Origin of the sequence: Mesorhizobium sp. J428, assembly GCF_024699925.1 — a bacterium.
In the GTDB taxonomy this organism is placed as follows: Bacteria; Pseudomonadota; Alphaproteobacteria; order Rhizobiales; family Rhizobiaceae; genus Mesorhizobium_A.
Map to the genome: position 1 here is coordinate 2933314 of NZ_JAJOMX010000001.1, position 23984 is coordinate 2957297.

General features: G+C 63.0%; 20 protein-coding genes, 1 tRNA gene and 3 pseudogenes. 15 read left to right on the forward strand and 9 right to left on the reverse strand.

What is annotated here, in order from left to right; all coding sequences use genetic code 11:
• Positions 1–102: 102 nt before the first annotated feature.
• Positions 103–882, forward strand: a complete 780-nt coding sequence (locus LRS09_RS14840) for an IclR family transcriptional regulator (RefSeq protein WP_257807561.1) — start codon at positions 103–105, stop codon at positions 880–882.
• 16 nt (positions 883–898) lie between these two features.
• Here the strand turns inward: LRS09_RS14840 and LRS09_RS14845 are convergent, their stop codons facing one another.
• Entirely contained in the window at positions 899–1738 is an 840-nt protein-coding gene (locus LRS09_RS14845; protein WP_257807562.1) for a universal stress protein, read from the reverse strand.
• Positions 1739–1923: 185 nt separating this feature from the next.
• Here LRS09_RS14845 and LRS09_RS14850 point away from each other — a divergent pair, with 185 nt between their 5' ends.
• The 3 genes from LRS09_RS14850 to bfr all read left to right on the forward strand — a co-directional run bounded on the left by LRS09_RS14850 (position 1924) and on the right by bfr (position 3280).
• A complete protein-coding gene (locus LRS09_RS14850) occupies positions 1924–2292 on the forward strand; it encodes a hypothetical protein (protein ID WP_257807563.1) in 369 nt (122 codons plus the stop codon).
• Positions 2293–2517: 225 nt separating this feature from the next.
• A complete protein-coding gene (locus LRS09_RS14855) occupies positions 2518–2829 on the forward strand; it encodes a bacterioferritin-associated ferredoxin (RefSeq protein WP_257807564.1) in 312 nt (103 codons plus the stop codon).
• Complete coding sequence (gene bfr, locus LRS09_RS14860) at positions 2795–3280, forward strand: bacterioferritin (protein ID WP_257807565.1); 486 nt, start codon at positions 2795–2797, stop codon at positions 3278–3280. The genes LRS09_RS14855 and bfr overlap by 35 nt, the downstream gene beginning before the upstream one ends.
• Before the next feature lie 9 nt (positions 3281–3289).
• Here bfr and LRS09_RS14865 read toward each other — a convergent pair whose 3' ends face one another.
• The gene (locus LRS09_RS14865) at positions 3290–3907 is read right to left on the reverse strand and encodes a ribonuclease D (RefSeq protein ID WP_257807566.1); all 618 of its coding nucleotides are present in this window, start codon (positions 3905–3907) and stop codon (positions 3290–3292) included.
• A 9-nt stretch (positions 3908–3916) separates the two neighbouring features.
• A complete protein-coding gene (locus LRS09_RS14870; protein ID WP_257807568.1) occupies positions 3917–5302 on the reverse strand; it encodes a M20/M25/M40 family metallo-hydrolase in 1386 nt (461 codons plus the stop codon).
• 342 nt (positions 5303–5644) lie between these two features.
• Here LRS09_RS14870 and LRS09_RS14875 point away from each other — a divergent pair, with 342 nt between their 5' ends.
• From LRS09_RS14875 to LRS09_RS14890, 4 genes are all read left to right on the forward strand, one after another.
• Positions 5645–6385, forward strand: coding sequence for a TVP38/TMEM64 family protein (locus tag LRS09_RS14875; protein WP_257807569.1), 741 nt, complete (start codon positions 5645–5647; stop codon positions 6383–6385).
• Between the two features lie 56 nt (positions 6386–6441).
• Entirely contained in the window at positions 6442–7866 is a 1425-nt protein-coding gene (locus LRS09_RS14880; protein ID WP_257807571.1) for an NAD(P)/FAD-dependent oxidoreductase, read from the forward strand.
• 55 nt (positions 7867–7921) lie between these two features.
• Complete coding sequence (locus tag LRS09_RS14885; RefSeq protein ID WP_257807573.1) at positions 7922–9406, forward strand: ATP-binding protein; 1485 nt, start codon at positions 7922–7924, stop codon at positions 9404–9406.
• 272 nt (positions 9407–9678) lie between these two features.
• A tRNA-Arg gene (locus tag LRS09_RS14890) sits at positions 9679–9755 on the forward strand.
• A gap of 14 nt (positions 9756–9769) precedes the next feature.
• Here the strand turns inward: LRS09_RS14890 and LRS09_RS14895 are convergent.
• On the reverse strand, positions 9770–10816 hold the full coding sequence (locus LRS09_RS14895; RefSeq protein WP_257807575.1) for a tyrosine-type recombinase/integrase: 1047 nt from the start codon (positions 10814–10816) through the stop codon (positions 9770–9772).
• A gap of 904 nt (positions 10817–11720) precedes the next feature.
• Positions 11721–12287 (reverse strand): hypothetical protein, encoded by a 567-nt coding sequence (locus LRS09_RS14900; RefSeq protein WP_257807576.1) that lies wholly within the window; start codon positions 12285–12287, stop codon positions 11721–11723.
• A gap of 149 nt (positions 12288–12436) precedes the next feature.
• On the opposite strand from LRS09_RS14900, the gene LRS09_RS14905 reads away from it, so the two are divergent.
• The 3 genes and pseudogenes from LRS09_RS14905 (at position 12437) to istB (ending at position 15263) form a co-directional block, all read left to right on the forward strand.
• Complete coding sequence (locus LRS09_RS14905; protein WP_257807577.1) at positions 12437–12844, forward strand: XRE family transcriptional regulator; 408 nt, start codon at positions 12437–12439, stop codon at positions 12842–12844.
• Between the two features lie 185 nt (positions 12845–13029).
• Positions 13030–14631 (forward strand): annotated as a pseudogene (istA, locus tag LRS09_RS14910) (IS21 family transposase).
• Positions 14528–15263: pseudogene (gene istB / locus LRS09_RS14915) on the forward strand (IS21-like element helper ATPase IstB). Before istA ends, istB begins: the two co-directional pseudogenes overlap by 104 nt.
• Positions 15264–15765: 502 nt before the next feature.
• Here istB and LRS09_RS14920 read toward each other — a convergent pair.
• On the reverse strand, positions 15766–18171 hold the full coding sequence (locus tag LRS09_RS14920; protein ID WP_257807578.1) for a transketolase: 2406 nt from the start codon (positions 18169–18171) through the stop codon (positions 15766–15768).
• Between the two features lie 124 nt (positions 18172–18295).
• Here LRS09_RS14920 and LRS09_RS14925 point away from each other — a divergent pair, with 124 nt between their 5' ends.
• Positions 18296–18766: an Lrp/AsnC family transcriptional regulator gene (locus LRS09_RS14925; protein WP_257807579.1), complete on the forward strand. Its 471-nt coding sequence runs from the start codon at positions 18296–18298 to the stop codon at positions 18764–18766.
• Between the two features lie 165 nt (positions 18767–18931).
• Here LRS09_RS14925 and LRS09_RS14930 read toward each other — a convergent pair whose 3' ends face one another.
• A complete protein-coding gene (locus LRS09_RS14930) occupies positions 18932–19342 on the reverse strand; it encodes an IclR family transcriptional regulator C-terminal domain-containing protein (RefSeq protein WP_257807581.1) in 411 nt (136 codons plus the stop codon).
• 295 nt (positions 19343–19637) lie between these two features.
• Positions 19638–19823 (reverse strand): annotated as a pseudogene (locus LRS09_RS30305) (hypothetical protein); the annotation flags it as partial.
• A gap of 202 nt (positions 19824–20025) precedes the next feature.
• Between LRS09_RS30305 and LRS09_RS14935 the strand changes: the two are divergent.
• The 3 genes from LRS09_RS14935 (at position 20026) to LRS09_RS14945 (ending at position 23074) form a co-directional block, all read left to right on the forward strand.
• Complete coding sequence (locus LRS09_RS14935; protein WP_257807583.1) at positions 20026–20868, forward strand: fumarylacetoacetate hydrolase family protein; 843 nt, start codon at positions 20026–20028, stop codon at positions 20866–20868.
• A gap of 49 nt (positions 20869–20917) precedes the next feature.
• Positions 20918–21880 carry a zinc-binding dehydrogenase gene (locus LRS09_RS14940; protein ID WP_257807584.1) on the forward strand — a complete coding sequence of 321 codons (963 nt, stop codon included), beginning with the start codon at positions 20918–20920 and terminating at the stop codon, positions 21878–21880.
• 213 nt (positions 21881–22093) lie between these two features.
• A complete protein-coding gene (locus tag LRS09_RS14945) occupies positions 22094–23074 on the forward strand; it encodes a VOC family protein (protein WP_257807585.1) in 981 nt (326 codons plus the stop codon).
• 45 nt (positions 23075–23119) lie between these two features.
• On the opposite strand, the gene LRS09_RS14950 is transcribed toward LRS09_RS14945, so the two are convergent.
• Positions 23120–23776 (reverse strand): TetR/AcrR family transcriptional regulator, encoded by a 657-nt coding sequence (locus LRS09_RS14950; protein WP_257807586.1) that lies wholly within the window; start codon positions 23774–23776, stop codon positions 23120–23122.
• Positions 23777–23984 lie beyond the last annotated feature (208 nt).

Here is a 23984-nt window from a genome sequence, read left to right on the forward strand (position 1 = left end):
TTGCGGCGCCTACCGGGACGGGCGTTTCGTGCGCGCGACTCAGAGCCCCTTGCCTCCACCGGCGAGCGGCGGCATTGTCGCCGCCCGCAGTCAGGAGTAGCCATGGTCTCGGCACAGGTGAAGTCGGCGACCCGCGCGATCGAGATCCTCGAACTGTTCAAGAGGGTGCGGCAGCCCAAAGGTATGTCGGAGGTCGCCAATGCGCTCGGCTATCCGGCCTCCAGTACGACCGTGCTGCTCAAGACGCTCGTCAAGCTCGGCTACCTCAACTACGACCGCAACGAACGGGTCTATTTCCCGACCCCGAAGGTCACGTCGTTGGGAGAATGGATACCGCGCGCGCTGTTCGGCAACAGCCGCATCCTCGACGCGATGCGGGATCTCCAATCCGCCACCGGAGAGGGCATCTCGCTCAACACCAAGAACGACATCTACCTGCAGTACATCCAGGTGATCTATTCCGTCCACGCGGTGCGCTTCGACATCGACGAGGGGGCGCTCAGGCTCCTGACGCAGTCCGCCGCCGGTTGGACGCTAATGTCGACCCTGCCCGACGAGCGTGTCGACAATCTCGTGCGCCGTGCCAACATCGCGACGGAAAAGGCGGCGGATCGGGTGAAGATCCCCGAGATCATGGCGCGGATCCGCGAGATCCGCGAACAGGGCTATGCCTGGGCAGAGAACATCCCCTTCCTCGGCGGGGCGACGCTCTGTTCGCTGCTGCCGATCACCATCCAGGGCCAGCCGGTCGTGCTGACCCTCGGCGGCGCGCTGGAGCGCATGCGGCTCAACCGGGAGCGCTATCTCGCGGCACTCAGACGCGCCGTAAAGTCGGTCACGCCCAAGGATCCGTTCGACCAGCCGATCGACATCGAGTTCTGACGCCTGGCCGCCCGCCTCAGTGGGCCAGGAGCAGCTGCAGCGGCGGCGATTCCAGCATCGAGCGCGTGACGCCGCCAAAGATGCGCTGGCGCAGCCGGGAATGGCTGTAGGCGCCCATGACGAGCATGCCCGCGGCGACGTCGCTGGCATGGCGGGTCAGCACAGCCTCCGGCGCGAGTCCCATGCCGGCGAGACGGTCGACGGAGACATCGTAGCCCTTTCTCGCGAGATAGGCGGCAATATCGGCGCCGGGCTCCTCGCCGCCGTCCGTCTCGGATGCCTTCGGATCGACCATAGCGATATGGATATGGCGGACCTTCGGCAGCAGGCCGATCGCGGCATGCAGCGCGCGGGCGGATTCGAACGACGAGTTCCAGGCGACGACGATGCGCTCGCAGCCGAGGTCCGGCGGCGATCCTGCCGGCGCCACCACGACCGGCACGCCGGTCTCGAACAAGGCGGCCTCCAGCACGGACGATCCGAGAACCGGGTCCTTGCGCAGGCTGGGTCCGATGAAGATCGCGTCGGCGCAGCGGCCGCGACGCCCGACCTCATCGGCGATGATGCCGGGCTCGACATAGGCATCGGATACGTCGCCCTTGACGCTGTCGGCTGCGAGCAGGCCCTCGAGCTGCTCCGCGCGGGCCGTCAGCGCTTGTTCCTCGGCCGCGCGCGTTTCGAGCCAGACGGAGGTCAAAGCAGCCGCAGCCCCCACCTCGCCGATCGGAGGGCTGGGGGCTACCCCCATGGCGACGACGCAGAGATGCGCGTCGACGGATTGGGCCGTGGCGATGGCTTCCTTGAGGTCGTTGTCGATCGCCGCGCCGAGAATGGTGAGCAGGGTGGTGCCGGACATGATCAGTCTCCTATTCGTATCGAACTCGCGTCGACGGCGCCATTTGGACCGATGGCGACGGCCGGCTCCTTGTCATGGATCAAATATGCCGGTCGCGCGTTGCGCCGAAATTCACGCGGCGCATTCCGCTTTGGCCGCGCCCGCGCTATAGTAGCGCGGATCGCCGCGTGCCGGGAGGAGCGCCGATGTTCGGACAGCCGAAGGAAGACATGCGGGTCGCGGACTATGTCCTCGGTCTGATGGATGCCGAGGAAGCCACATTCTTCGAGCGTGAGATGCGCCGGGACCCGGCCCTCGCCGCGCGCGTCGCCGACTGGCGCGAGCGGATCGCCCGCATGGACGAGGTCGAGCCGGACACTCCGCATGCGCAGATGCGGCGGCGCATCGAGGACGGATTGCGGCGGCGCGGAGACAATATCATTGCGCTTCCCACGGCCTTTCGGGAACGGACGGAGACTAGGCCGGAGCTCAGCGGCTGGCCGATCGTGGGCGCCGCCTGCTTCGCGGTCGGCATCCTGTTCGGCGGCTTCTGCGTCTGGCTGCTCTTCGTCTGATCGCAGGTCCGCGCGTTCATGTCGCACGGTTCCAGTATCTTCTAAACTTGATGTTGATTGACAAGTTTATCCGGCAGGGGCATGTGTGGGTCAGGCACTGCGGACCATGCGACCGACGGATACCCAATCAGACGCGCTGGCTGCATGTGGCAAGGACGAATCCAGCGTTTCCGGCGGATTGTGCGCGGTTTCGTCCCATAGTGACCGATCCGCCTTCGAAGTCTCATGATCGTCTGTCATTGTAATCTGATCACTGAGAAAGACATCGAGCGGACCATCCTCGATCTGCTGCAGGCCGATCCGTGGCAACTGATCGTGCCGGCAAAGGTCTATCATGCCCTGGCGAAGCGCGGACGCTGTTGCGGCTGCTTCCCGAATGTGGTGGAAACGATCATTCGCGTGACCGAAGCGTATCACTCCCAGAGTGCTACCGGTGAGGCGGAGATCGTGTCGTACCTAGACCGCGTGCGCGAACTGCGCGGTCAATACGGGAGCAGAAGTCATGAAGGGCGAACAACAGGTCATCGAGCGGCTTAACGAGGCGCTGTTCCTCGAACTCGGCGCCGTCAACCAGCACTGGTTGCATTACAGGCTTCTGGACGACTGGGGTTTCCAGAAGCTCGCCAAGAAGGAGCGGGCGGAGTCGATCGAGGAGATGCACCATGCCGACAGGCTGGTTGCGCGCATCATCTTCCTCGAAGGCCATCCGAACCTGCAGTCGGTCGCCCCGCTGCGCATCGGCCAGAACGTCAAGGAAGTGCTCGAGGCAGACCTTGCCGGCGAATACGACGCCCGCACCGCCTACAAGAAATCGCGCGAGATCTGCCAGCAGCTCGGCGACTATGTCTCGATGCACCTCTTCGAGGAACTGCTGACCGACGAGGAAGGCCATATCGACTTCCTCGAGACCCAGCTCCAGCTCCTCAACTCGATCGGCGAGGAACGCTACGGGCAGCTCAATGCCGAGCCCGCCAACGACGCCGAATAGACTCTTGGCCTAGCTGTGGGCGAAGATGTCCTCTTCGTCCCAGCCCATCAGGTCGAGCTTTGCGCGCGTCGGCAGGAACTTGAAGCAGGCCGCCGCCTCCGCCGCGCGCCCGTCGCGCTCGAGCCGGCCGACGAGCGCGTCGCGCAGCCGGTGCAGGTAGAGCACGTCCGACGCGGCATATTCGAGCTGCTCGGGCGACAGTGTCTGCGCCGCCCAGTCGGACGATTGCTGCACCTTCGACAGACTGACGCCGAGAAGCTCGTTGCAGATATCCTTCAGCCCGTGCCGGTCCGTATAGGTGCGGGTCAGCCGCGAGGCGATCTTGGTGCAGAACACCGGCTCGGGCATGACGCCGAAGGCCTGATAGAGCACGGCAAGGTCGAAGCGGCCGAAATGGAAGATCTTGGTGATCTTCCGGTTCCTCAACAGCGAAACGAGATTGGGCGCGCGCTTCTGGCCCGCCGCGATCTGCACGACATCGGCCGTGCCGTCGCCGGGCGAAAGCTGCACCACGCAGAGCCGGTCGCGATGCGGGTTGAGCCCGAGCGTCTCGGTGTCGATGGCGACCGCCTCGACGTCGTAGTTGGAGAGGTCGGCGAGGTCGCCCTTGTGGAAGCGGATGGTCATGGAAGGGCCTTACTTTGCAAGCGCGTCGAGGATGCGCGCCCAGGAGCGCTGTCCCTTGTGGAATGAGGACAGCTCGTATTTCTCGTTTGGCGAGTGGATGCGGTCGTCGTCGAGCCCGTAGCCGACGAGGAGCGATTCCATGCCGAGATAGGTCTGGAAATCGCCGACGATCGGGATCGAGCCGCCCATGGCGATCATCACCGCCGGCTTCGGCCATTCGTCCGACAGCGCGTCCTTGGCCTTGGACAGGAACGGCGAGTCGTAGGAGAGCTGGATCGCGGGCGACCCGCCGTGACCATGGAACTCGACCGAGCAGTCGGCCGGGATGCGCTCGCGCACGAAGGCGCGGAAGGCGTCGCGGATCTTGTCGGGATCCTGCTTGTGCACCAGGCGGAACGAAACCTTGGCGGAGGCTTCCGCCGCGATCACCGTCTTGAAGCCCTTGCCGGTATAGCCGCCGATGATGCCGTTGAACTCGGCCGTCGGCCGCGCCCAGATCAGTTCGAGCACCGAGCGGCCCTTCTCGCCCGAGGGGATCGACAAGCCGATCTCGCCGAGGAATTCCTCGGCGGTGAGGCCGAGGCTCTCCCACTGCTTGAGGATCTGTGACGGCGTCTCCTCGACGCCGTCGTAGAAGCCGGGGATGGTGACGCGGCCGTCATCGTCATGGACGGCGGCGAGCACCTTGGCGAGGATGCGGATCGGATTCGCCGCGGCACCGCCATAGGCACCGGAATGCAGGTCGCGGTCGGCCGCCTTGATCGTCACCTCCTCGCCGACGAGGCCGCGCAGAGCGGTCGAGATGGCGGGCGTGTCCCGGTCCCACATGCCCGTGTCGCACACCAGCGCGAAATCGGCCTTGAGCTCCTTCGCATGGGCCTCGAGGAACGGCTTGAGCGAAGGCGAACCGGACTCTTCCTCGCCCTCGAAAAGGATGGAAACGCGGCAGGGCAGGGCGCCGTGCGCCTTCTTGTAGGCGCGGCAGGCCTCGACGAAGGTCATCAGCTGTCCCTTGTCGTCGGCGGTGCCACGGCCGGTGAGCACCTTGCGCCCCGGCGCGACCTCCTTGACCTTCATGTCGAAGGGATCGTCGTGCCACAGGTCCAGCGGGTCGACCGGCTGGACGTCGTAATGGCCGTAAAACAGAACGTGGGGTGTGCCGGCGGGTCCTTCGTGATGCGCCACGACCATGGGGTGGCCGGTCGTGTCGCGCACGCTGGCGTCGAAGCCGATCTCCTTCAGGTCCGCGACCAGCCATTCGGCGGCGCGCCGGCATTCGGCCGCATAGGCCGGGTCGGTGGAGATGGACGGAATGCGGACGAGGTCGGCGAGCCGGGTCAGGCTGGCGTCCAAGCCGGCGTCGAGGGCATCGAGGACGGGTGCGAGCGAAGTCATGGGAAGGGCCTTTCGAATCTCGCGCGACACTAATGCGAGTTCCGTCGCGAGGAAACCGCTTCAGAGACGGAAAACAGGCGGGCCAGTGCGTGGAAGCGCACCTTATCGCGGTCACGGCGGGGTGAGCCGCGCGCGACTGCCGGGTCAACATGTGGTGAGAGAGGCTGCGAGATGCTTGCGGGCAGGGGGCGCGTGCGTCATCTGCCCTGCATGACCCATTCCATCCGGCCAGCCCCGCCGCCTGCGGCCGCAGGATCTGCGACCCCGCGGCCAAAAGGGGCATCCAATCGCGCCCGAACGCGCTATGGTTCAGAGGGGAATCCCGCGGGGGCGGAAATCGCAATGGATGCGCAAGACGGCGAGCGGCGAAGCGTGAGGGTCGGACGATACGTGCCGATCGTCCTGGTCGTAGTCGGCCTCGCCCTCGGCTATGCGATGGGCTGGCAGCGCTATCTCTCGCTGGCATATCTCGCCGAGAGCCGGGACACGCTGAAAATCTATGTGGCGCAGCACCATGCGCTCTCGCTGGTCTTCTTCGCGGCGATCTACGTGCTGGCGGTCGCTTTTTCCTTTCCCGCGGCCACGGTTCTCACCGTCTTCGGCGGCTTCCTCTTCGGCTGGCTGGTCGGCGGCACGGTCGTCGCCTTCGCCGCCACCGCCGGTGCGACGCTGCTGTTCATCGCCGCCCGTTCCGCCTTCGGCGACGTCCTGTGCCAAAGGGTGAGCGGCAAGGCAGCGAAGCTGGCGCGCGGCTTCCAGGAGAACGCCTTCAGCTATCTGCTGGCGCTCAGGCTGGCGCCGATCTTTCCCTTCTTCTTCGTCAACATCGCACCCGCCCTATTCGACGTGCGCCTCAGGACCTATGTCGCGGCGACCTTTCTCGGCATCCTGCCGGGCACCTTTGCCTATTCCTATCTCGGCGAGGGCGTCGACAGCGTGCTCGTCGCTGCTCAGGAAGCGGGACGTGAGCCCTCGGTGCAAGACCTGGTGACGCCGAAAATCGTGCTCGCCTTCGCCCTTCTCGCGCTTGTTGCGCTGATCCCGGCCGTCGTAAGGAAGCTGCGGCGCACGGGGCCGGGCTGAAGCCGTCGCGCCATGCCGGGTCCGGACCGGCCAGAGCCCGGGAGAAAGGCACGTCCATGCAGACCCTGACGCCGGATATCTGCGTCATCGGCGCCGGTTCGGCCGGCCTGTCGGTTGCCGCCGCGGCTGCCGCCTTCGGCGTGCCGGTGGTGCTCGTCGAAAAGGGCAGGATGGGCGGCGACTGCCTGAACTATGGCTGCGTGCCCTCCAAGGCCTTGATCGCCGCCGGCCGGCAGGCGCAGGCGATGCGCGAGGCGGCGAAGTTCGGCATCGTCCCGGTCGAACCCGAGGTGGACTTCCGCCAGGTGCACCGGCACGTTCACGACGTGATCGCGGCGATCGCGCCCAACGATTCGGTGGAGCGTTTCACCGCGCTGGATGTGCGCGTCATCCAGGCCGAGGCGCGGTTCGCCGACCGCAGGACCGTGGTCGCGGGAGAGTTCGAGATCCGCGCCCGCCGCTTCGTCATCGCCACCGGGTCGCGCCCCGTGATCCCGCCGATCGAGGGCATCGGCACAATCGATGTGCTGACCAACGAAACGATCTTCGACCTGACCCGCCGGCCGCGACATCTGGTGATCATCGGCGGCGGGCCGATCGGCGCGGAGCTCGCGCAGGCGCATCGGCGGCTGGGCAGCGAGGTGACGATTATCGAAGCCACGCGCGCGCTCGGCCGGGAGGATCCCGAAATCGCCGGCTTCGTGCTGCGCGCCCTGCGCGAGGAGGGGGTGACGATCCGGGAGGCGGCCACCGTCACGCGCGTCGAGCGGCGCGGCAAGACCGGCGTGCGGGTGCATGTCGAGGCGGCCGACGGCACCGAGACCGTGGACGGCACCCATCTTCTGGTGGCCGCCGGCCGCGCCCCGAACGTCGAGGGGCTGGACCTCGCCAAGGCGCGGGTCGCCTTTTCCGACAAGGGTATCAAGGTGAACGACCGGCTGCGCACGGCAAACCGCCGCGTCTATGCCATCGGCGACGTGGCGGGCGGGCCACGATTCACCCATGTCGCGGGCTATCACGCCAGCCTGGTGCTGCGGCCGCTGCTCTTCCGCCTGTCCGCCCGCGTCGACCCGTCGATCATCCCGCGCGTCACCTATTGCGATCCTGAACTGGCCCACGTCGGCCTGACGGAAGCGGAGGCAATGGCGGCGCACAGGGGCGTGCGCATCCTGCGCTGGCCGCTGTCGGAGAACGACCGCGCCCAGGCCGAACGCCGGACGGCGGGGCTCGCCAAGCTGGTCGTCAGTTCACGGGGCAGGATCCTCGGCGCCTCGATCGTGGGCGCCAATGCCGGCGAGATGATCGGCCTTTACGGCCTCGCGATCGGCAAGGGAATGGGCGTGAAGGACCTGGCGTCCTGGCTGCCGCCCTATCCCACGATGGGTGAAATTGGCAAACGCGCTGCGATAGCCTATTTTGCCGCGGTGACCCGCAAGCCGGTGGTTCGCGCGCTGATCCGTTTCCTGCGCATCTTCGGCTGACGGGTGCCCGGAACCTTTCGAGGCCGGCGCCGCATGGCTGCGGGGAATGGATGGCATGCCGGACAGGACCATTGTGAATTCCGACTTAGCAACGACGCATGCGCCCATTCCGTGGCTCAAGCGCCTGTCGACCAAGATGCTGATCCTCACGGTCATCTCGGTGCTGGTGGCGGAAGTGCTGATCTTCATCCCGTCGGTCGCAAACTTCCGCCTCCGCTGGCTGGAGGAGCGGCTGAATACGGCGGCGGCGACGGCCGTGGTGCTCGTCGGCACCGACACGATGACCCTGCCGCGCAATGTGCAGGACGACGTGCTGATGGCGCTGGGCGCCAAGGCTGTGGCGGTGCGCTCGGGCGGGGATTCGCGCCTGCTGGTCGTCTCCGAGGTCCCGCCGGAAGTCGATGAGCACATCGAACCGTCGACGGTCGGGCCGCTGAGGGCGATCGCCGATGCGCTCGACACGCTGGTCTATGGCGGCGACCGCACGCTGCGCGTCTTCGGCAAGGTCGGCGACAGCGACAAGGAATTCGAGCTGATCATCGCCGACAAGGGATTGCGCAAGGCGATGCTGGTCTATGCGCGCAACGTGGCGATCTTGTCGCTCATCATCTCCTTCATCACCGCGGCGCTGGTGTTCGGCGCCATCAACCACATGATGCTGGGGCCGATCCGCAAGATCAGGACAGCGATGGTCACATTCGCCGAGGCGCCGGATGATCCCTCGCGCGTAGTACGCCCCAGCGACCGCGCCGACGAGTTCGGTGTGGCGCTGCGCGAGCTTGCGAGCCTGCAGACCCGGCTGCAGCGCACGCTGGCCGAACAGGCGCACCTCGCCAATCTCGGCCTCGCCGTGTCGAAGATCAACCACGACCTGCGCAACATCCTCGCCTCCGCGCAGCTGATCTCGGACCGCCTGCGCATGGTGAAGGACCCCTCGGTGCAGGCCTTCGCGCCGAAGCTGGTGCGCACGCTGGACCGCGCCGTGGGCTATACCGAAAGCGTCCTGGCCTATGGCCGCGCGCAGGAGGCGCCACCGTCGCGCCGCAGACTGAGGCTGCGCCAGCTGGTAGAAGAGGTGGAGGGCCTGCTTGGCGTCGATCCCGCGGCGGCGATCGAGTTCGAGAACGCGGTGGACCACGCCTTCGAGATGGACGCGGACGCAGAGCAGATGTTCCGCGTGCTCTCCAACCTCTGCCGCAACGCCGTGCAGGCGATGAGCGCCGACACCGACAGCTCCGTCGTGCGGCGCCTGACCATCTCGGCCGAGCGGCAGGGCTCAGTGAGCCGCATCGTCGTCATGGACACCGGCCCCGGCCTGCCGCCCAAGGCGCGCGAGAACCTGTTCGCCGCCTTCCGCGGCTCGGCCCGCAGCGGCGGCACCGGCTTGGGGCTGGCCATCGCGCAGGAACTGGTCCGGGCGCACGGCGGCACGCTCGACCTGGTGGAGAGCGTCGGTGGCCGCACCGTCTTCGCGATCTCGGTGCCCGACCAGCCGGTGCAGATCGAAGCCGCCCGCCACGCCCTGCGCCGCCCGGCCTGAGCGCAGAGCGCAGGACCGCGAAGGCTCACCCGTCCAGCCGAATGTGCACCCCGTTGCCGGCAACCCGCCGCGCCTTGGCGCCGCACGGCCGCCCATTGTGGCCTAATCCGCCGGACGATTAGCCAACGCCGCGACCGGCGCGCCCACGCCTTGCGCGCCGGCCGAATTTCTTGTCCGAGATGCTTGCAATTCGCGCGGCCAGCGTTTAGTTACGCGGCTCTTCCGGCCGAGAGGCTGGAGCCCAAGCGGCTTGTTATACGCAGGCTGCCAGCGCGCCCGTAGCTCAGCTGGATAGAGCACCAGACTACGAATCTGGGGGTCAGGAGTTCGAATCTCTTCGGGCGCGCCATTCATTTCAACTACTTAGCGCGCTTTTCGAGCTTCGTCGTCTCGGCGGTTTGCAGACGGTTTGCAAAATCTGTGCTTGTTGCGTTCTCGAAACGGGCCATTGCCTCTGTCGCCAGCACACGAGTTCGGGCTAGATAGCGGTCGAGAATTGACGAAACCGTCTTGAGCGAATGCCCGGTAATTGCGGCGATCTGCGGCGTCGTGCAGCCCGCCTCGGCCAACATGGTCCGCAGTACCGCGCAGATCATGGAAGTGCAGGTTGTCGATGCCGGCCTTCTTCGTCGCGGCCTCCCACTGGGCGTTGAAGTAGCGAGCCGTCCACGGCAGTCCGCTCTTCGTTGAAAGGATCATTGTCGACGCGCGCGGAACCGCGTCCAGCATACGCCGCAGCGCGGTCGTGCATGGGATCTCCACTCTGCGTTGACCCTTGCCCTGTCGTAGGCTGATCAGTTCGCCATCGTAGTTCGACCACGTCAGGCGTCTCAGATCGCCCTGCCGCTGTCCGGTGTGCAGCGCAAGGATCAAGGCGCGTTGCATCTCGATGGGTGCGACCTTCATGAACGCCTCGATGTGCTCCGGCATCCAGATCAGCTCCGACTGGTCAGACCTGTGCAGCCGCCTGAACCCTGAGACATGGTTGGCTGTGACGCGCCCGTTGTCGCGCGCCCAGGAGATCATCGCCGACACCACGCTCAGGCGATTGTCAGCTTCCCGGTCGCCAAAGGTGCGCGAGACTTCCGCGCGCCAGGCGATGAAATCCTGTCGCACGCGTGGATCGTCGAGAGCAGCAATCGGCATCGTGCCGAAATGCGCCTCGACCTTCGTCAGCATGCGCTGATATTCCTTGCGCGTGCTCTCGGCCCGCTTCTCGAACTCGGGCGACAGGATGTACGCTCGGATGAGCTGAACGAGCGTGCCTTCGTGGCGTTGTGATAAGGTCCTCTCGGCCGCGGCGTAGGCTTCGAGAAATTCCACGCTTCCCGGCTTGCCCTTGAGCGGCTTTCCGCTGCTCCGATAATAGTAGTGCGTTCGCACGCTGCCGTCGGCGAGGCGCTTACGCACCGTGTTGATGCCCTTGAGACGCGCTTCAACCATTGGCGAGCCTCCATGCATCGAGGGGTGACAGCGTCGGCGCCACATCGGCCGTCGAGCGAGAGAAGACCGAGCCGACCATCTTGGCGTCCACTGCGCTATCCAGCGCCCGTCGATCCCAAACCTTACGACCGGACAGGTCAATGACGGCATCTGTCCGCCTCTGACGAGTCGGTCGAACGTGCCGACACTTACGCCGACGTAACTCGCTGCTCCTTGCGATCGAGACAGCGGCGATCAGCTATCGGCAATGCATGGATGAGCCCGAACATCACGGAGGCATCTTTCCGAGGATATTGATCTCGATCTCGAGTCGAACTGGGAGACGTCATAGGCTGATATGATTTTGGCGGCATCTGGGAAGCTCTGCCAATGTAAATTTGGTCGCCATAGTCGTCATCATGATCGCCGCTGTAGTAGGCGTCTCGAATTCCAAGCAGCTTCCAGGCGTCTTCTGGATTTCGCTCGGCCAGCCATGTCAGGAATTCTCGCATAGGAGTGGAGACGCCCGCTGTTTGGAACTCTTGCGCGATGCTATAAGGGAATGCGACATTAACTTTGCGTTCGTAGTCTTCCCGCGAGAGCTTCTCGTCGAATTCAGCGATCCTCGCCTATGCATTGTCTAAAATATAGTCCGGCTTGTCGTTCGACATGATGAAATGGTCTTTCCGTCAATAAGTAACAGTTTGTCCTTAGCTGAAGACTGTATCCAGTCTCCAACTTCGCCCTGCGTAGAGCTCGTTGTATCTGCTATTTTCGATATAGCGGTCTGTCAGCGGGGGAGCAGAAATTTCTCAAAAAGCTGTCTCCGCCTTTTTGACTGCGATAGGCCAGCATCTGGCTGCCCGCCTCGTGGGTCTAAGCCCCGCCTTTGCTAAACCCGGTCACGACTTGATTGGACTCTGGGCGTGACCGGGAGAATTTTGATTGGATCTGCCTCACCGTCAGCTCGGATGGCGAGGACGGTATGGCGGGTTGGCTTTTCCAACTGCGCCTTGATGAGCTTCAGCCGGTCGATTTCATCAATGGCCTGTTTCAACGCGTCGACGTCGCTACGAGGTAGGTTGGCGTTCCGGTCGATTGCTTTGCCGATGGCTGCACTGATCTCCTCGAGCTTGAATGCGTTGACCACTTGGGCGAGATCTCGCGCCGCATCGATGAAGACGTCGACCAGAGCCTCTGCGCGTTGCAGGGCCGTCAATGGCGGATCCCACTCTTTTTGACCGTCGAAGCGCTGGACCTCCTCATCGAGGAAGTTGCCGACAATCTTGATGCCGAACGCATCCAGGTTCTGGTCGAGCTCGAACGTCCTGTAGCCCATGAACTCCGAGAACGATCCAGATATTAACGACGCGGCTGGAGAGGCCTTGAGCTTCTCGCGCTTTGCCCTTTCCGCCAGACGCTCGCGATAGCGGCGCTTCTCTGCTGGGGTCAACACCATCTTCCGGCTCCTTCCTCAGTCGCATGAGAAAAAGAATGCGCCTTTGAATAGTGTAGATGTGCATATTTATAATATTTCTACTAGATAAAATCTCGATGATGGCCGAAATATTCTTGCTATATATGAAATATACAATAAAAGAGAGCAGTATGATGCACACACGCAAGCCTTTTGCCGGAACGCAGCTGACGCATTTCCTCGAGAAGAGGATTCTCGAACTGAGGCCGACCAAGATCCAAGCGGAAATCGCATTTGAAGCGGGCTTCCAGAACGCCAATATGCTGGCGATGCTCAAGAATGGCACCTCTCGTTTGCCGATTGACCGCGTTCCGGCACTGGCCAAGGCACTCGACGTTGATCCAAGGAGACTTCTGCAGCTCGCCCTTACGCAACGCGGTGGCGACACGACTGAGATGGCAATTCGAGAGGTGCTCCGCGTGGTGGTGAGCAGCCACGAGGAGGACTGGATCGACGAGCTGCGATCGGCATCCGGGAACAGCGACCCGGCGCTTACCAGCCGCGCTCGATCTGCGCTCCGCGGAATCTTCGGGAAATGAGCGCGATGCATAGCTACACAGTGCGTCGGGCGCATGAGCTTCGATACCGCGCCCTTACTGAGAGTGAGTGTGAATCGGCATGCAATTTTGACCCCCTAGGCGGGAGGATCGGCGTCCAATTTTGACCCCCCTCGTGAAGTCGATCTGCGACCATCCGTTCGTTTTGGCGAGCGGGTGGAGAGGGGATGAAGACAGTGGACACGATTGCCCGGGTTCGGCGTGCCTTTCATGTGCAGGGGTGGTCGCTCAAGCGGATCTGCCGCGAGCTGCACGTGTCGCGCAACACCGTCCGCAAGATCCTGAGGTCCGACGAGACATCGTTCTCTTATGAGCGGGAGCGACAGCCGAAGCCGAAGATCGGACCGTGGAAAGACCAGCTCGACGGGCTCCTGAACGGCAATCTCGGCAAGCCGGCGCGCGAGCAACTGACGCTGATCCGGATCTACGAGGAACTGCGCGCGCTCGGCTATGAGGGCGGCTACGACGCCGTGCGCCGCTACGCCGGGAGCTGGGCGAAGACGAGAGGATCGGCGACGGCCGAGGCCTACGTGCCGCTGCTCTTCGCGCCAGGCGAAGCCTACCAGTTCGACTGGAGCCACGAGATCGTCCTGCTCGCCGGCGTGACGGTGACCGTGAAGGTCGCCCATGTCCGGCTCTGCCACAGCCGCATGATGTTCGTGCGGGCCTATCCGCGCGAGACGCAGGAGATGGTGTTCGACGCCCACGACCGGGCCTTCGCCTTCTTCGGCGGCGCCTGCACGCGCGGCATCTACGACAACATGAAGACGGCGGTGGAGACGGTCTTCGTCGGTAAGGAGCGGCAGCAACCGTCGCTTCCTGCAGATGTGCAGCCATTATCTGGTCCAGCCGGTTGCCTGCACACCGGCCTCGGGCTGGGAGAAGGGGCAGGTCGAGAACCAGGTCGGGCTGGTGAGGGAGCGCTTCTTCACGCCTCGGCTGCGCTTCAGGAGCTACGAGGAGCTGAACGCCTGGCTGCTCGATAAGTGCGTCGCCTACGCCAAGGCCCACCGCCATGTCGACCAGCCGGAGCGCACCATCTGGGACGTGTTCGAGGAGGAGCGCGGCAAGCTGGTCGAGTATCGCGGCCCTTTCGACGGCTTCCACACGGTTCCCGCCTCTGTCACGAAGACCTGCACCGTGCGCTTCGACAACAACAAGTACTCGGTGCTGTCGACCGCGGTCGGCCGGCCCGTCGAGATCCAGGCCTATGCTGATCGCATCGTCATGCGCCAGGACGGGCACGATCGTTGGTGAGCATGCCCGCTCGTTCGGCCGCAACCAGACGGTCTACGATCCATGGCACTACGTCCCGGTGCTGGCGCGCAAGCCCGGCGCGCTGCGCAACGGTGCACCGTTCCAGGGCTGGGAACTGCCGCCGGCGATGGAGCGGGTCAGGCGCAGGCTGAAGGCTGCCGACGACGGCGACCGGCAGATGGTGTCGATCCTGACGGCGGTGCTGTCGGATGGGCTCGCTGCCGTAGAGACCGCCTGCCAGCAGGCGCTTGCCGAGAACGTCTGCTCGTCCGCCGTCATCCTCAACATCCTGGCCCGCCGGCGCGATCCGGCGCCTGCCGTGACCATCCTCACCCCGGATGCGCTTCGCCTGCGACACGAGCCGCAGGCCGACTGCGCCCGCTACGACAGCCTCAGGAGGGCAAGCTGATGGAACGCACCCAGGTTCTGGACCTGATGGGAACGCTGAAGCTCTACGGCATGCGCAGCGCCTACGACGAGATCATGACCACTGCGATCAAGCGCCAGCATGAGCCGCCGAGGGTCGTCGGCGACCTGCTGTCGGCCGAGATCGCCGAGAAGCAGGCGCGCTCCATCAATGTACCAGCTCACCGTCGCCAAGCTGCCGCTGGCCAAGGACATCGACGACTTCGACTTCCCCGGCACTCCCGTCAACGAGACGCTCGTGCGCGACCTCGCCACCGGCGCCTTCGTCGCCGACCAGCGCAACGCCGTGCTCATCGGTGGCACCGGCACGGGCAAGTCGCATCTGGCCATCGCGATCGCCCGCGCACTCATCCGCAACGGAACTCGTGGCCGCTTCTTCAACGTCGTCGATCTGGTCAACCGGCTGGAGACCGAGCACCGCTCCGGCAAGCAGGGACGCATCGCCGACTACCTCACCCGGCTCGACTTCGTCGTGCTCGACGAGCTCGGCTACCTCCCCTTCGCCCAGGCCGGCGGCCAGCTCCTATTCCACCTGATCAGCCGGCTCTACGAGCGGACCTCCATCATCGTCACCACCAACCTCGCCTTCGGGGAATGGCCGGCCGTCTTCGGCGACGCCAAGATGACCACCGCTCTGCTCGACCGGCTCACCCATCACTGCGAGATCATCGAGACCGGCAACGAATCCTGGCGCTTCAAGAACCGCACTCAAAGCTAAAGCCGGAAAGTCTCACCGACGCGCCCGACCGGGCTGCGCAACCCAGACCAGCTCCACCCGGTCGGGCGCTCACCGTCGCGCACTACGAGGGGGTCAATATTGGACGCCGATGCGGGGTCATCTTTGCGCGCCGATTGACAGCCTATCCGTTGCTCAAGAAATCTCGATGGCGTTACTGAGGGTATCGACGTTCCCGCGTAGGACGCGAACGAATCGCATGATCGGAAAGAGTTCGGAGTCGAACGCATCGTCGATCCGCACATCCAGTGGTGGCGCTTGCCTCCTCCGCTCATCCGCGCGCTCGACTGGAAGAATGCATACGACGCCGCCGCCTTGCGCGCATCCTGAAGCTGCCGGGGAAACCATCGACGGTGGGTATCTGCGCTGGCTTGTGCCGCGTCGCGACGGTCGTGAATCCTGGCAAGCAGCAGAGTTGCGGAAGACGAGACGCCGGTCGTGATGGAGGCCCTGCAACGGGTGACGGCCCTCCGAACAAGGTCGCTCATTTGTGGATCTTCAGGGGTACCGCCCGCAGATGTCTTATTGGCGCGCCCGGGGTGAGACTTTGGGCCGCAGCCATGATGCCCTTAGCGTCGATGCCATAGTGACGATACAGTTCTGCAATCGATCCTGTCTGGCCGAAGTGTTCGACGCCGAGCGAACGGGTGCGATGCCCGTGCACCGAACCCAGCCAGGCCAACGTCGCAGGATGACCGTCGATGGCCGTCACCAGTCCGCAATGCGGCGGGAGGTCTGCCAGGAGTCTCTCGATGTGGCAGGAGGCATGTGTCAGTCCGGATTCCCGGGCGCGTTGGGCGGCCGTCCAGCCGGCATTCAGACGATCTGCGGACGTGATTGCGAGGAGGCCGAGATCGCGTCGGTCCTCCGCCATAAGTCCCACCGCTGCGATCGCCTCCGGGGCAATCGCGCCGGTGTATGCCACGACGACCTGCGCGTTTGGTCCGGGCCGACGCATCCAGTAACCGCCGTTGACGATATCGGACTGAAGGTCGGGCGTCATTTCCCGCCTGGGCTGCTCGATCGATCTTGTCGACAGCCGAAGATAGACAGAGCCGCCCGTTGCATCTCGCAGCCATGTCAGTTTGTCCGGATCTTCAGCGCCATCGCGCTGCATGTATTCGAAGGCCCAACGCATCAGGACGGCGACCTCGTCGACGAAGGCGGGCTCGAAACTTGCCAGCCCATCTTGGGCCATGCCGATCAAGGGTGTTGCGATAGACTGATGGGCGCCGCCTTCTGGCGCAAGTGTCACGCCCGATGGAGTCGCCGCCAGCAGGAAACGCGCATCTTGATAACATGCGTATTTCAGCGCATCGAGGCCGCGCTCGATGAAGGGATCGTATAGCGTTCCGACCGGAAGCAGGCGCTCCCCGAACAGTGAATGCGACAAGCCGAGCGCCGACAACGTGAGGAACAGGTTCATCTCGGCGATCCCCAGTTCCATATGCTGCCCTTCGGGTGAATAGGACCAGTTATAGGTAGACGGAATACGTTCCGCCCTGAACAGGTCAGCCATCTTCACCTTCGCAAACAGCCCGCGTCGGTTCACCCAGGCACCCAGATTCGTCGATACGGTCACATCCGGAGAAGCTGTCACGATTCGCTCGGCGATCGCGGTATCGGACTTCGCGAGCTCATGCATGATCAGGCCGAATCCCTGCTGGGTGGACATAGAAGGCTGAGCGCCGAAAGCCAGAGCTTCAGGAACCGGGATCGTTTCGGACTCATACCGGCGACGCCCCCTGGACGCGAAGGGAAGCGATTTGAGGAATTCACGCACATCGGCTGCCCTGGCGGACAGGCCCTCGAAGGGTTCCCACTCGCGACCTTCCCGAACACGCATAGCCTTTTGCAGGGCCGCAATCTGGGTCGGCGTCATCAAGCCGGCATGATTGTCCTTATGCCCAGCAAGCGGGAGGCCGAAACCCTTGATCGTGTAGGCGATGAAACAGACGGGCCGATCGTGCGCGCGAGCTTCTTCAAAGGCCTCCAGCAGCGAAGGGAGGTCGTGCCCGCCCAGATTGCTCATCAGTGCTGCGAGTTCTTCGTCGCTTCGGCTCTCGATCAGGCGCGACACCGGACCCTGATCTCCGATGTCGTCCATCAGACGCTTGCGCCATGCCGAGCCGCCCTGAAAGATCAGAGCCGAGTAGAGCTGGTTAGGGCAGTTATCGATCCACTCACGCAACACATCGCCGCCCGGTTCGGCAAAGGCAGCTTGCTGGAGCCGGCCATGCTTGAGGACGACGACGTCCCAGCCGAAATTACGGAATATGGCTTCAAAGCGGGACCAGAGGCCCTCGCGAACCACTGCGTCGAGACTTTGCCTGTTGTAGTCGACGACCCACCACGTGTTGCGCAGGCCGTGCTTCCATCCCTCGAGCAGCGCCTCGAAGATGTTGCCTTCGTCCATCTCGGCATCGCCCACGAGGGCGATCATCTTCCCCGCAGGAAGATTTTGTGCCCAGCCCTTCGCGTGGACGTAGTCCTGAACGAGGGACGCGAAGATCGTCTGCGCCACACCCAGCCCGACGGAGCCGGTGGAAAAATCCACATCATCGATATCCTTGGTGCGTGACGGGTAGGACTGGACACCTTTGTAGCCACGAAAATTCTTCATCCGGTCAAGGGTCTGGTTGCCGAGCAGATACTGGATGGCGTGAAAGATCGGGCTTGCGTGCGGCTTCACCGCCACCCTGTCCTCGGACCTGAGCGCAGCGAAGTAAAGCGCTGTCATGATCGTCGCCATCGAGGCGGAGGATGCCTGGTGACCCCCTACCTTCAAGCCATCACCATTGTCCCGAAGGTGGTTGGCGTTGTGGATCATCCACGTCGCCAGCCAAAGCACCTTGCGCTCCAGTTCGCCGAGCAAATCGAGTCTGGTCATGATCCTGCCCCTTCCTGCGCGGGAATCATGCACCCGGCCGGGAAGCGAAAGGGGCCAAAGATCGGCAGAAAGACGCTTTGCCATTGGTGGATTGTGCTATAAAGCTCGGCCATTGAGGTGAAATGTGCCACGCCACTCAATTGATGACATCGACCGCAAGATACTTCGCACCTTGCAGGCCGACGCAAAAACCACAGTTGGCGACATCGCCGAACGGGTGGGCCTTTCGCCATCGCCTTGCGCGCGCCGCATAAGGCTCCTCGAGCAGTTCGGCGTTATCAAGGGCTACACGGTCGTTCTCGACCAGGAGAAGGTAGGACTGCCGATCAGCGCATTTGCTTCGATCAAGCTGGAGCGTCAACGAGAGGAGGATCTCGACAAGTTTGCCGAAGCCGTGGCTCGCTGGCCCGAGGTCGTGGACTGCTATCTCATGACGGGACAACGCGACTACCTCATGCGGATCGTCGCGAGCGATCTTCAGGCGCACGAACGCTTCCTGAAGGATAAGTTGACCCGGCTGGACAATGTCGCCTCCATCGAAACCAGCTTCGCGCTGGGGCAGATTAAACGTGCAGAGGTGCTGCCGCTGGGGTAGACTCGGGGGGCTGAATGGCTGGTGAGCAGCAGCGCTGTACTAACCGCGAGACAATGCCGGCGCCGTTCACCTGTGTCGGAACGTCAACCGTTGGCTACCAGTTCGTGGCGTCCTAGCTGAGAACGTCCGACAGTTCATCGCATGACCGTGGTTCGAAGCTTTGATTCATTTGTTTGCCAGGATGTCGGGACCGCGCTCCGCCCGTCTCAGATCATAATCACCGGCGGCCAATTCGCGGGATAGGTCCGTAGCCGTATCAACAAGGAGCTGCTTGTACGATTCAACCGCATCCTGAAAGCTGAGCGCTGACCTGAGCCAGATGACCGTCAGGCAGGCGATCACGGATTGGCCGTGATAAATCGGTGCTGACATGCTCATCGTGTCGGCACGAAACCCCTGCTTCCGAAAGCCGACGCCCAGCTTTCTGCTTTGGTCCAGTAATGTATCCAACTCGCCGTCTCGGCTCGTGAGAGGGCCCTGTGCGTTGTGGCGATACTTCAGGCCCTGCAGCACCTTGTCTCGTTCTTCCGGCGGCGAGAAAGCCAGATAGGCGCGGCCGCTTGCCGTCTCGATCATCGGGAGCTTTGTTCCAACCATTCCCCGGTCGAGAGCGTACGGACTGAGGTAGTAGGTCGATTCTCGTACTTCCATCTGGTCGTATGTACGGCACCATGAGATCGACAGGCCATAGAATGCGCTTACCCAGTCGCACCATCGCTGGTACGACGACATGGCAAACCCAGTCGGCGTCCCTAAAGCCGGAGCTAAGCGATTTCGCATGCAGCGCCACGCGCCATTTTTCTGAAAGTCGGTCACGCGTGACGAAGCGAAGTTCTTCCATCGTCTCCAGCAGCCGATAAACCGTCGCGCGCGGATAGCCGGTCGCTTCGGCGATCTCACCGGCCTTGACGCCGTCACGCTGATTAATCGTCTGCAGAATTCTAAAGGCCCGCCCTACTGCGCGGACGTGTTTGGTATCCGACATCAGCGCACCTTGGGCACCCACAGATTTCTGATGGCAACCGTCATCATGCCGGCCCCCAGCGGCGATCACCATCCAAACCCTAATATCCGCCTATTAAGAGGCGGTGTCCACCTGGCGGGCAAGGTTCACATAGGGGCTTATGGCACAACTCGTGACCGGTACATTGCGGTCGCCAACGATCCCCAAGCCGCTCGCCGACGGGAGAGTCGGCCGGCGCGCCGGAGGGCCATTGCCAGACGCCGGATCGTCTGCGTGAACAACCAGGAGGACAGAGATGCGGATCAGCTCATATCAAAGGCCCGACGGCATCGTCTCCTTCGGCGTGGTCGAAGGAGACGTGATATCAGAAGCGAGCGAAGAAATTCGGGCGACGTATCGGGACGTGCGTGGGTTGCTTGAGGCTGGTGCGGCCGCCGAACTGAAATCGACCGGAACCACGTTTCGCCTCGGCGAAGTCAGCCTGTTGCCGCCTATCCTCCAGCCGGACAAGATCATCTGCATCGGCTTGAACTACATGTCCCATATCAAGGAAACGGGGCGCGACAAGCCGGAATATCCATCCATCTTCACGCGCTATCCGTCCTCGATCGTCGGTCACCGTCAATCTCTGGTGCGGCCCACAGTTTCGGACCAGTTCGATTTCGAGGGCGAGCTGGCCGTCATCATCGGCAAGCGAACCCGAGCTGTGTCAAGCGCCGACGCCATGAAACATGTCGCTGGTTACACGTGCCTGAATGACGGCTCGATCCGCGACTACCAGCGTCACACGACCCAGTTCTGGTCAGGGAAAAACTTCGTCGGCACTGGTTCGATGGGCCCCTGGCTGGTGACGGCCGACGAGTTCGGAGATCCGGCAACCAGAACGCTCCAAACCCGCCTGAACGGTGAAATGGTCCAGGACGCGGCCATTTCAGACCTGGCCTTTTCCGTTCCCGAGCTTGTCGCATACCTCTCCATCGTGACCGAATTGCTGCCGGGCGACGTGATTGCAACCGGAACGCCAGGTGGAGTCGGTGTCTTTCGCAATCCGAAGCTTTTCATGAAGCCGGGTGACGAAGTCGAAGTCGATATCAGCGGTATTGGCACCTTGCGCAACACTGTCGTGGCGGAAGGCTGAAGATGCAACGGGTATGCTCATGACAGTCCCGTGTTCTCAGGAAGCCATCGTGATCCGAACCGCCGGCGGGCCTGAAGCCCTGCAACTGGATCGCGTTCCGATCCCGATCGTGACGGCTGGAATGGTGCTGATCCGCGTGACAGCTGCTGGCGTCAACCGACACGACGTCAATCAACGGATCGCTGGCAAACATACCGATGGGACGCCAATTCCCGGTCTCGAGGTCTGTGGCGAAGTCGTGAGTCTCGGCGAAGGAGTGACCGAGCCCAGGCTCGGAGATCGTGTAATGGCACTGGTTCAAGGAGGCGGCTACGGTCAGTATGTGGCCGCTTCGGCGGCCCTTGCGTTGCCGGCACCGACAAGTCTGACTGACACCGAAGCAGCTTCTCTGCCGGAAGCCCTCTTCACGACATGGTGGAACTATTTCGGGTTGATGGCGCTCGAAAAGGATCAGTATGCACTGATACACGGCGGCACGAGCGGCGTTGGGCACCTGGCGTTGCAGGCATTGTCCAGCCTTGGTTACAAGCCTATCGCGACAGCAGGGTCACTTGTCAAAGTGGCGGCTGCGCTCGAATTTGGAGCCCTGGCGGCCTTTTCCTACTCAGATCCTGACCTGGCAAACAAAGTAATGACCGCAACGGCCGGTCAGGGAATCTCGGCATTGCTGGACATGTCGGGCGGAGCGCATATCGAACAGGACGTCGCGATGATGGCCGAAGACGGATGGATCGCTCACCTGTCTGGCGGAACCGGGGAATTCAAACTGCCGTTGCGCACCGTTATGGCTCGAAGGATCAGGCTGACGGGCTCGCTGCTGCGCCCCTTGCCGCTCGACCGCAAGCGGCGCATCGCCGAAAAATTGCGGCACGAGGTTCTGCCGCTGGTCGGCACGAAAATCCGCCCGCGGATCGCGGCTGAATTCAATCTTGCCCGTGCCGCGGAGGCGCATCGCCTGCTCGAGGAGGGGCAGCAAATCGGCAAGATCGTATTGCGTGTGGCTGACCAGTGAGGCTTCGGTCGCCTGAAGGCAGCCTTTGGACAGAAGAGGTCGCACGAAAGGCGAGACGGCTTGAAGGTTTCTCTGTCCACCTGGCGGACTGAAGAGAGTGTCCACGCCACATCCGCGCCTGCGCCTGTAACATGCGCTGAGTGGTTCGACATGTACGGCTCGCGCGTCCGGAAGAGCAACGCGACCTCTGAACTGAATGCGATGGAGTGATCGATGTCCCTGATCTCGCTTGGATATATTGGTGTAAACTCCCGCCGTACCGACGAGTGGGCGTCATTCGCAACAAACCTTCTGGGAATGCAGCAGGTCGATCGTGGCGGGGCGGGGCGACTGTTCCGCATGGACGACCGGAAGCAGCGGCTCGTCGTAACTGGCGAAGGTGACGAGGGGCTTGCCTTCATGGGCTGGGAGACAGCGTCTTCAGCTCATCTGGATGCTTTCGCCTCCATGCTCGAAAACGCGGGTGTTGGGGTGAAGGAGCATGGCCCGGCGCTTGCCGATGAAAGGCATGTCGGAAGGTTGATTTCTTTCCATGACCCTGATGGCAACCGGCTGGAGGCTTTTTGCGACCCCGAGATTGCCGAAACGCCATTCCTGGCCGGGCGCCCGATCTCGGGCTTCAAGACAGGCACGCTGGGCATGGGCCACGCCGTGCTGCATGTCGAGAATGTGCAGGGTATCCTACATTTCTATCGCGACCTTCTCGGCTTTCGGGTCACCGATTACGGCCTCACGCCATACCCCCTCTATTTCTTCCATCTCAACGGGCGACACCACAGCTTCGCCATGGTCGGTTCGGGCCGCAAAGGGTTGCATCACTTCATGGTCGAGTTGCTGTCGCTGGATGATGTCGGGCAAGGCTACGATATCGCTCAGACAACGGATGGGCGCATCGCCTATACCCTTGGCCGCCATGCCAACGATCACATGCTGAGCTTCTACGCCACCACCCCGTCGGACTTCTTCGTCGAGTATGGATGGGGCGCGACAGTCATAGATCCGGAGACATGGAGACCGTTCGAAACGAGCGAGGGGCCGTCCACCTGGGGTCACGAGCGGCTTTATCTGCCGGAGACCTCTCCCGTGCGAACACGAATGCGCGAGATGCGCTTCAAGAATGCCGAGAACGGTTTCCGTGCACCGGATCCCGGTCCGAATTGTGCCTGGTTAGACAGGGTCGTGGGGCGCGAGTAGCTGCAGGTTTTATCCAGCGTGCGACCACAACGCGTCCTCCGGGTTTCAGGTTGCCTCCGGGTCGTCCACATCGCTCTCATCCAGGATGCTCGCGTGCTTCAGCACATCGAGGAAAAGTTGGACGGAAAGCATGATGATGCCGGATTTCTTGATTTTCCGGTCGTCAATCCAGGCCAGGACCATTTCGTCGAAAAACCCGAGCCAGGCCCGGACCGCCGCGACGAGATGCGGTTTGGGATTGGTCACGCCGTACATATCGCGCAGCACGAGAAGTATGAATTCGTGGCGCGAAGCTTCCCAGATTGCGCGCACCTCATTGCTGATGCTGCCGCGGACGTGGAACTTATAGGACGCGGGCCGTTGAACGATGACGTCCATATGCCTCGACAGGCATGCCGCGAGCTTCGCATCGGCTGTCGGCTCAGGGCGGCGCTCTTGGTGCACGAGGGCCAGGCGCTGAGCGGCTCGCCTCGAGACCTCCGCGTAGAAGGCCATTTTCGACTTGAAGTAGTGAAAGAGCAGTCCGTGTGCGACACCGGCCGCATTGGTAATTTCATCAACCGATACCTGGCCAAGTTCACGTTCGTTGAAAAGCACATCCCCTGCCTGGAGGAGCTTTTCGCGGGCAGCATCCGCCTTGGCGGCCGCATTGGGCGACCGCCTCCTGCCAACCTGATTGGATCTGGCACTGTCTGGTTTCATCAGGCGCATCCTGGGTTCGTCTGCGTGGGTCATAGCGCCTTCGACAGCTAATTGCATCGGTCACGTGGGCGGGGCCCGCGTGCCTTGCTGCCTGACGTTCTCCACTCGGCAGCGTGGGCTGTCCCCGCGAAGACCGAGGGACAAAAAGACAAGAAGCCAAGATTGACTGACAGTCAACGTTATGGTTGATTGACTGGCAGTCAGCTGA

Bases quoted from the DNA above. Each gene is read 5' to 3' on its own strand.
- LRS09_RS14875 (WP_257807569.1), top strand. From the start codon at position 5,645: ATGGATGCGCAAGACGGCGAGCGGCGAAGCGTGAGGGTCGGACGATAC.
- LRS09_RS14870 (WP_257807568.1), bottom strand. From the start codon at position 5,302: ATGACTTCGCTCGCACCCGTCCTCGATGCCCTCGACGCCGGCTTGGAC.
- LRS09_RS14845 (WP_257807562.1), bottom strand. From the start codon at position 1,738: ATGTCCGGCACCACCCTGCTCACCATTCTCGGCGCGGCGATCGACAAC.
- bfr (WP_257807565.1), top strand. From the start codon at position 2,795: ATGAAGGGCGAACAACAGGTCATCGAGCGGCTTAACGAGGCGCTGTTC.
- LRS09_RS14905 (WP_257807577.1), top strand. From the start codon at position 12,437: ATGATGCACACACGCAAGCCTTTTGCCGGAACGCAGCTGACGCATTTC.
- LRS09_RS14945 (WP_257807585.1), top strand. From the start codon at position 22,094: ATGTCCCTGATCTCGCTTGGATATATTGGTGTAAACTCCCGCCGTACC.
- LRS09_RS14900 (WP_257807576.1), bottom strand. From the start codon at position 12,287: ATGGTGTTGACCCCAGCAGAGAAGCGCCGCTATCGCGAGCGTCTGGCG.
- LRS09_RS14920 (WP_257807578.1), bottom strand. From the start codon at position 18,171: ATGACCAGACTCGATTTGCTCGGCGAACTGGAGCGCAAGGTGCTTTGG.
- LRS09_RS14880 (WP_257807571.1), top strand. From the start codon at position 6,442: ATGCAGACCCTGACGCCGGATATCTGCGTCATCGGCGCCGGTTCGGCC.
- LRS09_RS14950 (WP_257807586.1), bottom strand. From the start codon at position 23,776: ATGAAACCAGACAGTGCCAGATCCAATCAGGTTGGCAGGAGGCGGTCG.
- LRS09_RS14935 (WP_257807583.1), top strand. From the start codon at position 20,026: ATGCGGATCAGCTCATATCAAAGGCCCGACGGCATCGTCTCCTTCGGC.
- LRS09_RS14885 (WP_257807573.1), top strand. From the start codon at position 7,922: ATGCCGGACAGGACCATTGTGAATTCCGACTTAGCAACGACGCATGCG.
- LRS09_RS14930 (WP_257807581.1), bottom strand. From the start codon at position 19,342: ATGATCGAGACGGCAAGCGGCCGCGCCTATCTGGCTTTCTCGCCGCCG.
- LRS09_RS14865 (WP_257807566.1), bottom strand. From the start codon at position 3,907: ATGACCATCCGCTTCCACAAGGGCGACCTCGCCGACCTCTCCAACTAC.
- LRS09_RS14840 (WP_257807561.1), top strand. From the start codon at position 103: ATGGTCTCGGCACAGGTGAAGTCGGCGACCCGCGCGATCGAGATCCTC.
- LRS09_RS14850 (WP_257807563.1), top strand. From the start codon at position 1,924: ATGTTCGGACAGCCGAAGGAAGACATGCGGGTCGCGGACTATGTCCTC.
- LRS09_RS14855 (WP_257807564.1), top strand. From the start codon at position 2,518: ATGATCGTCTGTCATTGTAATCTGATCACTGAGAAAGACATCGAGCGG.